This is a genomic window from Aeromonas bestiarum (genome assembly GCF_000819745.1).
GTDB classification, from domain to species: domain Bacteria; phylum Pseudomonadota; class Gammaproteobacteria; order Enterobacterales; family Aeromonadaceae; genus Aeromonas; species Aeromonas bestiarum.
This window is the reverse complement of record NZ_CDDA01000030.1, coordinates 215451-222538: the sequence shown is the minus strand read 5'-3', so window position 1 is coordinate 222538 and position 7088 is coordinate 215451. Positions and strand designations below refer to the sequence as shown.

Sequence of the window (7088 nt, the reverse complement as noted above, 5' to 3'; positions counted from 1 at the left end):
AGGCCCAGCTGTTCGCAGGCCTGCTCGACGCTGATCCCTGGATACGGCACATCATGATGTCGATGCCGGGAGGGCTTATTCTTGCGGATCCTGTTCCTGCAGCAGGCTCAGGGTCTGTTGTTCCACCGGACTCAGGCCCAGCTGCTCGCAGGCTTGCTCGAAGCTGATGCCAAGGTGGCACATCATGATATCCATAACCGGGAGGGCTTATTCCTGTGGGTCCTGTTCCTGCAGCAGGCTCAGGGTCTGTTGTTCTACCGGGCTCAGGCCCAGCTGTTCGCAGGCTTGCTCGAAGCTGATGCCAAGGTGGCACATCATGATATCCATAACCGGGAGGGCTTATTCCTGTGGATCCTGTTCCTGCAGTAGGCTCAGGGTCTGTTGTTCCACCGGACTCAGGCCCAGCTGTTCGCAGGCTTGCTCGAAGCTGATGCCAAGGTGGCACATCATGATACCCATAACCGGGAGGGCTTATTCCTGTGGATCCTGTTCCTGCAGCAGGCTCAGGGTCTGTTGTTCCACCGGACTCAGGCCCAGCTGTTCGCAGGCTTGCTCGAAGCTGATGCCAAGGTGGCACATCATGATATCGATGGCGGGCAGATAGTTTTTCATTGCTTCTTCCATGGTGATCCTCCAGACCCGTTCCTTATGCCCGAGCCTCGAAGGCGGGGCAATTAGACTTTAGGCGTAGGCTGCTCATTTGCTGAGCGCCCCTGCCACTGGGCGGGGGAATTTGTTACTCTGCTTGTCAGCAAGAAGATGTTGCCGTATGACTGCGAGCAACACGTGAGGAGCAGGGCATGTTATTGAGTTTCTTGATCATCGCATCGGGCTGGTGGCACATTCGTGCGGCCTATGGCTCAGACTCCCGTCAGTTCTACATCAGCAAGCCGCTGACCATGCTGCTCATCATAGCGCTGGCGTTCGGCTATCAGAGCTATGACCACGACGGCTCCCACGCCTGGATCCTGCTTGGCCTCTGCCTGTCGCTGGCCGGTGACGTGCTGCTGATGCTGCCAAGCGATCGTTTCATTCAGGGGCTGGCGGCATTTTTTGTCGCGCACCTCTGCTACATAGTTGGTTTCGCCCAGGGGCCGCTGGTGCTGAACCTGGTGGATGGCCTGCTGTTGCTGCTGGTGGCAGGCATGGTGTTCGGCCTGTTGTGGGGCAAGCTAGGGGAGATGAAGATCCCCGTGCTCTGCTACATGCTGGTGATCATCGGCATGGCCTGGGTGGCCGCCGGTGCCTGGCACGCCTCCCTCACCGCAGGCAGTGCCGCCGCCCTGGTGGGGGCGCTGATGTTTCTCTTCTCCGACAGCATGCTGGCGCTGGACCGTTTCCGCCGTCCCTTCCCCCATGCCACGGCCTGGGTGATGAGCAGCTACTTTGCCGCCCAGTTCCTGATCGCCGCTTCGCTGGCGGGGTGAAGAGGCGCCGCTCTCTTTCATCGCGCGGACCTGAATCCTGATCTTTGCCGACGGGTGAAGATCCGTGGCAAGAAAAATGGGCCTGTTGGCCCATTTTTATGTCTGTTTTCAGCGCCTTGCTATGCCTCGAGCGGCTCGGCATCGGCGGCCCTGGGGGCTGGCTGCTTGAGCAGCAGCATCAGGGCGCTGGCGATCAGCAGGAAGATGCCCATCACGTAGAACACCTGGTTGTAGGCCATGATGGCCGCCTCGCGGCTGATGGTGTTCGACAGCATGGCCTGGGCCTGCTGCTGGGCCAGCTCGGGACCCGAGCCTTGCGCCATCATGGTCTGGGCCAGCTGCAGCAGGTAGCTTTGCCCCTCTATGCTGCTGGCGGCCAGGGTGCTGCTGATCTGGCTGACATGGACGCGGGTGTCGTTGTCGATCAGGGTCGCTATGATGGCGATGCCGAAGGCCCCCCCCAGGTTGCGCAGCACGTTGAGCAGGGTCGAGGAGGAGGGGATCTCGTCATGGGTCAGGCTGGCGGTCGCCACCAGCGACAGCGGCACCATGATGAAGGGCTGGCCCAGCGCCCGTACTATCAGCGACTGGATCAGCTGGGGGCCGGCGTAGTCGGCACTCATGTTCATGTTCATGAAGCAGCTGATGGCAAACACCAGGAAGCCGAAACTCACCAGATAACGCGGATCTATCTTGTGGGTCAGTTTGGGCACCAGCGGCAACACCAGCAGCTGTGGCAGCCCCATCCACATCAGCACTTCACCGATCTCCAGCGCGTTGTAGTTGTGGATCTGCGCCATGTAGAGCGGCAGCACATAGATGGAGCCCATCAACGCCATGCCGAGCACCAGATAGGCGAAGCAGGCCAGCGCGAAGCGCGGGTTGTGCAGCAGCCGCAGGTTGACCAGCGGATGGCGTCTGAGCAGCTGGCTGATGACGAAGAACACCAGGGCCACCACGGAGATGACGGTGAGCCGCACTATGAAGCTGGAACCGAACCAGTCCTCCCGGTTGCCCTCTTCCAGCACTACCTCCAGCAGGCCCAGCCCCATCGCCATGGTGACTATGCCGATGAGATCCACCCGCTTGATCACCTCCCAGTCCACCGGTTTCTTGTCCAGCCCGTGGGCCAGCATGGCCATCACCAGCAGTCCCGGTGGCACGTTCAGATAGAAGATGTAGTGCCAGGAGAGCTGCTCCGTCAGCCAGCCGCCCAGGGTCGGGCCTATGGCGGGGGCGAAGGTGGCGCACAGGCCGAACAGCGCCATGCCGGTGGCCCGCTTGTGCAGCGGCAGCAGGCTGACGATGAGGGAGAAGGCCATGGGAATGAGCGCGCCACCGGTGAAGCCCTGCAACGCCCGGAAGACGATCATGCTGGTGAGGTTCCAGCTGAATGAGCAGAGCACGGAGGCGATGATGAAGGCCCCCGTGGTCCACAGCAGGTAGCGCCGCACGCTCAGGCCCCGGCTGAGCCAGCCGCTCAGGGGGATGGCGATCATCTCCGCCACCAGATAGGAGGTGGAGATCCAGGAGCTCTCGCTCAGGGTGGCTGACAGGGCCCCCTGAATGTCCTTCAGGGAGGCGTTGGTGATCTGGATGTCGAGGATGGCCATGAAGGCGCCGATGAGGCCCCCCATGACCGCAATCCAGTTGCGACGTGGAATGGGTTCCATCAGTGGGCGGCGACCAGAGGTTCAGGATCCCGGGTATCCACTATCACCTCGGTGGAGAGGCCAGGCAGCAGCTTGCCGGCCAGGGTGCCCGGCTCGGGGATGCGGATCTTGACCGGTACCCGCTGCACTATCTTGGTGAAGTTGCCGGTGGCGTTCTCCGGCGGCAGCAGGGCGAATCTGGCGCCGGTGGCGGGGGCCAGACTGTCGATGATCCCCTCGACCGGTTGATCCGGATAGGCATCCAGGATCACCTTCACCTTCTGGCCCGGCTGCATGTGCAGCAGCTGGGTTTCCTTGAAGTTGGCCTCGACCCACACCTGTTGCAGCGGCACCAGGCTGGCGACCTGCATGCCGGACTGGACGTAGAGCCCGGCCCGCAGGCTGCGCTTGCCTATGATGCCGTCGGCCGGTGCCCGCAACTCGGTATAGGTCAGCTCAAGTTTGGCCTGCTCCAGCTGGGCGGCGCTCAATGCCAGCCTGGCCTGGTTCTGCTTGGCTTCGGCGTCCAGCACCAGCAGCCGTTCGCGGGCGGCTTGCAGGGCGGCTTTGGTCTCCTGCTCCTGTGCCAGATTGACCTGCAGTCCGGCCCGCACCTCGTCCAGACTGTCCTGCGAGCTGTAATGGCGCTGGTTGAGCTGGCTGACGCGCTGTACCTGTTGCCGGGCGCGCACCTGCTCGGCATTGGCAGAGCTGACCTTGGCCTCGGCCTGACGGATCAGGCTCAACTGCTGGGTGCGGGTCGCGGCCAGATTCTCCGCCGTCGCCTGATTTAGGCGCAGGTCGGCTTCGGCCTCGGCCACCTTGGTCTTGTACTCCCGATCGTCCAGCCGGGCGATCAGCTGGCCGGCCTTCACCGCCTGGTTGTCGGTGACCAGCACCTCGCTGATGTAGCCCGGCAGCTTGGAGCCGATGCCGGTCACCTCGCTCTGCAGGTAGGCGTTGTCGGTACTCTCGAAATAGCGGCCATGCAGATACCAGTAACCGGCGAACAGCAGACCGAGCAGGGCCAGCACCATGGCGGCCAGCAGGGGGATCTTCTTGTGTTGACTCATTTTGGGGGGATTCCTGAACTTAAGAGACGCAGGCTAACACCGGCCAACTGTTTCGATTAGTATCCATTTATGAGATATACAGTTTCACTGGTGCAACAATGGATCTGAACGCTGCATTGATTTTAGTGCGGATCGTCGACAAGGGCTCTTTCACCGCGGCTGCCCAGGAGCTGGGCATGACCAAGGCGACCGTGAGTCGCCGCATCGCCGAGCTGGAGCAGCGCCTCGGCGTACGGCTGCTCTACCGCTCCACCCGGCAGCTCACCCTGACCGAGGCCGGCGAGCAGTATTACCTGCGCTGCAGCAAGGCGGTGGACGAGCTGGCTCAGGCCGAGCTGATGGTGAGCGCCAGCCAGCAGGAGGTGACAGGAACCCTCAAGCTGGCGGTACCTATCGAGACGGGGCAACTGGTGGTCGGCCGGCTGGTGGCCAAATTCTTGCAAGTCTATCCGGGCCTGCAGGTGGAGCTGGAGCTGACCAATCGCATCGTGGATCCCATCAACGAGGGACTGGATGCGATCGTGCGCATCGGCGACATGAGCGACTCCAACCTGGCGGCGCGGCGCCTGTGGAGCACGGAGCGGCTGCTGTGTGCCAGCCCGGATTATCTGGCGCGCAGCCCGGCCATCACGCGGCCGGAAGATCTGCTTTTACACGAGCGGGTGGCGGTGAGCAGCGGTTTTCTGGCCTCTCACTGGTGTTTCGAGCGCGAGGGCAGAGAGGTGCTGGTTGACCCTCCCTCCCGCTTTCGGGTTAATAATATAACCTGTGCCAGGGAGGCGGCGAAGGCGGGGCTGGGGCTGGCCTCTCTGCCCGCCATGCTCTGCCATGAGGAGCTGGCCAGCGGGGCGCTGGTGACCCTGCTGCCCGAGTGGCAGCAGCCCAAGGTACCGATTTATCTGCTGTTTCCGGAGCGGCGACTGATGCCGCGCAAGTTGCGGACCTTTATCGATTTCATGGTGGCGCAGGGGGCCGATTACGGCATCGACAATCTGTTGTGATAGATGGATAGGAAAAGGGGGAGGTCTGGATCACGGGATCCAGGTTTGATCCCTAGGATGGAAGAGGGGCATGGTGCCGGTTACAGGTGGCATCGACAACCGGTTGCAGGGGGAAGGCATGGATCAATGGATCAATCTTTATCGGGCTTCCCATTCGCTGGAGGCCCATGCCCTGAAGGGGGCGCTGGAAGTGGAAGGGGTACTGGTACGGCTCAACGGGGAGGCGCTGTCCGGTGCCCTGGGTGAGCTGCCGGTGGATCTGTTGCAGGTGACCCTGATGGTGCGCGAGCAGGATCGCAGCAAGGCGGGGCGCGTCATAGAGCGCTATCAGCAGCGCCAGGGCAATGGCTGGCTGTGCGGTCAATGCGGGGAGGAGAACGGCGCCAACTTCGAGGTCTGTTGGCGCTGTCATCACGATCCCCACGATAATTAATCGCTCACCCTGCCTCAGCGCAGGGTGAAGTCGATATCCTCCCCCGCGCTGGCGTCGTGATAGGTTGCCAGATCCAGCTCTTTCTCGCTGCGGGCAATCAGCACGGACACCAGAATATCGCCGGAGACGTTGACCGTGGTACGCGCCATGTCGAGGATCCGGTCGATCCCGGCGATGAGCGCCACCCCTTCCAGCGGCAGTCCCACCGCGGTCAGCGTCAGCGTCAGCAGCATGAGCCCTGTGCCCGGTGTGCCCGCCGTGCCGATACTGGCCAGGGTGGCGATGCTGATGATGGTCAGGTAATCCACCATGTGCAGATCCACCCCGAAGGCCTGTGCCACGAACAGGGCCGTCACCCCCTGATAGAGGGCTGTGCCGTCCATGTTGATGGTGGCGCCTATGGGCAGCACCTTGGCGGTGATGGCGGGGGAGACCCCGAGCCGGCGCTCGGCGCAGGCCAGGCTGATGGGCAGTGTGCTGCTGCTGGAGCTGCTGGTGAAGGCCACGGCCTGGGCATCGACGATGCTCTTGAAGTAGTGCAGCGGGTTGAGCCGGGCCAGCAGGATCAGCAGGCTGCTGTAGACGCCGAGCACGTGCAGCAGGCAGCCGAGATAGACGGCGCCGATCACCTTGAGCAGCGGCAGCAGCAGGCTCACCCCGTATTTGCCCGTCATCCAGGCCATCAGGGCGCAGACGCCGTAGGGGGCCAGCGCCATCACCATCTGGGTCAGCTTGAACATGCCTTCCGCCAGCGAGGTGAAGAAGAGGATGGCGGGGCGGCCGCGCCGGCCGGTGGCGTTGAGGGCGAGGGCGAGGGCCACCGCGAACACGATCACCTGCAGTATCTTGCCATCCACCATGGCCTGCACCGGGTTGCGCGGTACCAGATGGCTCAGCACGCTGGCCAGGGTCGGCTGTTCCAGCATGCCGACGCGCTCATAGGGCCCCATGTTGGCGCCCATGCCGGGTTCCAGCAGCCAGCCCATCATCAGGCCGATGCAGATGGCGATGGCGGTGGAAAAGAGATAGAGGCCTATGGCCTTGCTGCCGATCCGATCCAGGCTCTTGCCCTTGAGCAATGAGGTAAGGCCGGCGATGACCGAGCAGAAGATGAGGGGCACCATCAGCATCTGTATGGTGTTGACGAACAGCACGCCAATGGGTTTGAGCTGCAACGCCTGTTCACTGAAACCGAGTCCCAGTCCGATCCCGGTCAGCATGCCGATCAGGGTCTTCAACCAGAGGGGACGGCGGGTCCAGATCCGCCAGGGCTTGAAAGCCAATCCATGGAACAGCATGACGCCAATGTCCTTATATTCGGTCTGCGATGGCAAAAAGGGGCGTTAGTGTAGCCATCCCCTTGTCAGGTTGCCACATTATCGGCAAAGCATGCCTCACAACCAGCAGGTCCTGCAGGAAATCGGCAATTTATTGGCCTATATCAAGGTCGTCAGCGGCGGTGCGGGATTTAATGGACATTAAATATGTTCATTAACGAGGTT

At 62.1% G+C, this 7088-nt stretch carries 7 protein-coding genes; 3 read left to right on the top strand and 4 right to left on the bottom strand.

Features of this window, described 5'->3' with window-relative positions; all coding sequences use genetic code 11:
* Positions 1-471: 471 nt before the first annotated feature.
* Positions 472-612 (bottom strand): hypothetical protein, encoded by a 141-nt coding sequence (locus tag BN1118_RS21875; RefSeq protein ID WP_162489544.1) that lies wholly within the window; start codon positions 610-612, stop codon positions 472-474.
* 188 nt (positions 613-800) lie between these two features.
* On the opposite strand from BN1118_RS21875, the gene BN1118_RS16105 reads away from it, so the two are divergent.
* The gene (locus tag BN1118_RS16105; protein WP_043141372.1) at positions 801-1427 is read left to right on the top strand and encodes a lysoplasmalogenase; all 627 of its coding nucleotides are present in this window, start codon (positions 801-803) and stop codon (positions 1425-1427) included.
* Positions 1428-1546: 119 nt separating this feature from the next.
* Here the strand turns inward: BN1118_RS16105 and BN1118_RS16100 are convergent, their stop codons facing one another.
* Entirely contained in the window at positions 1547-3100 is a 1554-nt protein-coding gene (locus BN1118_RS16100; protein ID WP_043141369.1) for a DHA2 family efflux MFS transporter permease subunit, read from the bottom strand.
* Positions 3100-4152: an HlyD family secretion protein gene (locus BN1118_RS16095; protein WP_043141368.1), complete on the bottom strand. Its 1053-nt coding sequence runs from the start codon at positions 4150-4152 to the stop codon at positions 3100-3102. The genes BN1118_RS16100 and BN1118_RS16095 overlap by 1 nt, the downstream gene beginning before the upstream one ends.
* Before the next feature lie 98 nt (positions 4153-4250).
* Here BN1118_RS16095 and BN1118_RS16090 point away from each other — a divergent pair, with 98 nt between their 5' ends.
* Complete coding sequence (locus tag BN1118_RS16090; protein ID WP_043557051.1) at positions 4251-5153, top strand: LysR family transcriptional regulator; 903 nt, start codon at positions 4251-4253, stop codon at positions 5151-5153.
* A gap of 118 nt (positions 5154-5271) precedes the next feature.
* The gene (locus BN1118_RS16085) at positions 5272-5586 is read left to right on the top strand and encodes a putative signal transducing protein (protein WP_043557072.1); all 315 of its coding nucleotides are present in this window, start codon (positions 5272-5274) and stop codon (positions 5584-5586) included.
* A gap of 14 nt (positions 5587-5600) precedes the next feature.
* On the opposite strand, the gene BN1118_RS16080 is transcribed toward BN1118_RS16085, so the two are convergent.
* Entirely contained in the window at positions 5601-6884 is a 1284-nt protein-coding gene (locus BN1118_RS16080) for a dicarboxylate/amino acid:cation symporter (protein WP_043141363.1), read from the bottom strand.
* Positions 6885-7088 lie beyond the last annotated feature (204 nt).